The sequence below is a fragment of the Endozoicomonas sp. ONNA1 genome, assembly GCF_024606325.1.
GTDB lineage: Bacteria > Pseudomonadota > Gammaproteobacteria > Pseudomonadales > Endozoicomonadaceae > Endozoicomonas_A.
The window spans coordinates 1-1263 of sequence record NZ_JAHHPN010000454.1; the positions used below are offsets into that span (position 1 = coordinate 1).

Here is a 1263-nt window from a genome sequence, read left to right on the forward strand (position 1 = left end):
ATTAGGGCTGAATCCGGAGGATTATCGCTGTTTTTGGGGCGAAGTAAGGGATATTTCGTCAGCGGCTGCCTGGATGCAGACCTTAGGTTATGGACTTTTAAGTCAGATTTGATGCTGGCGTGGAGGTGATTGCCCCACTCTCCCTTCAGGCATTCCGCCTCTGCTAAAACACATTCCATCTGGATCAACAGACTCATGCAGCAGGTCAGCGCTGGGAAAGATGAACGATTGTTCTGGAATTTTTTTAGAAATTAACAGTCTAAAGCACACATAGCTTAAAAAAATCAAATGTGTTCAATAGAGGGATTTATGAATATAAACAAAAGCAAAACAGATAGTTACGGATTTCATCAAAGCCACCTTGCTGAAAAGAATGATGAAAGCTTTGACTCAGAACAAAAAGTATTCAAAAGTTTCTCAAGAAAGCTACGGGTTGAGGATACATCCTTTGCATCGGCAGAGAACCTAAGAGGGCTCGGCTCTATTGTGTCGGGTTGCGGTCATAAGATTGCCAATCAGACGATTCCCGAGCGAAAAGTTTCCCACTGGGTTAATTCTCATGATTGTGAGGCCATAAATTTAGCCGGACTCAGCGAGACGTTTACCGCTGAGGAGGTGGCTGAGCGTTTCCGAAGGACCATTGAAAACCTCACGCATTCACTGATATACAAAGAAATCGCAAGGGAACGTTATGAAGATGTTCAAAGAGATGAATTAACAGAGATTTTTATCGATTTTATTTTATGCCAGGAAGGTCTGGTTCATGATCGGTGTTTTACTATTGAAAGGAGCCCCGAGAAATACGTGGCGGCTAAAACCATGAGCCACGAGCGGGTTGAAGAGATACAGTCTTTTCTAAATGCTATTTTTTCCGAATGGGCAGCAGAGGAAGCGAAAGCTTGTTGGCCTGGAATACATTACAGTTGGGAGGATATGCTGGTTGATTATCTTAAAAAAAAGGAAAACGTACCGGATGATGTTACCCCAAAGATTGTTCCTTTTGGTAACTTTTGGCATAAAATCAGGTTCGAGAAATTGTTGAAGGAGATATATCCATTTTTTCGAACCCTTCTTGATGGAAGAGGCTTTTTTTCTGAGTTCGGTATTGTCTTTAATTTTTTCGTAAAATTCAGGCAGGAACTGGTTGATAGTGCTCGTGAACCTTGTAGAACCAACAAGTTAATAATTGGTCTGCGCGAGAACAGAAATAATATGAGAGAGTATTTTAATCGACATGTTATGGATGTTATTTTTTCCGGGCGC

Annotated in this window: 2 protein-coding genes; one reads left to right on the forward strand and one right to left on the reverse strand. The window is 41.6% G+C overall.

Annotated elements, in window-relative coordinates; translation table 11 throughout:
- The coding region (locus KDK19_RS10405; protein WP_257291892.1) for a hypothetical protein at positions 1–197 on the reverse strand (197 nt) is incomplete at its 3' end.
- 112 nt (positions 198–309) lie between these two features.
- On the opposite strand from KDK19_RS10405, the gene KDK19_RS10410 reads away from it, so the two are divergent.
- Positions 310–1263 (forward strand): hypothetical protein (locus tag KDK19_RS10410; RefSeq protein ID WP_257291893.1); only part of this gene is annotated, 954 nt, incomplete at its 3' end.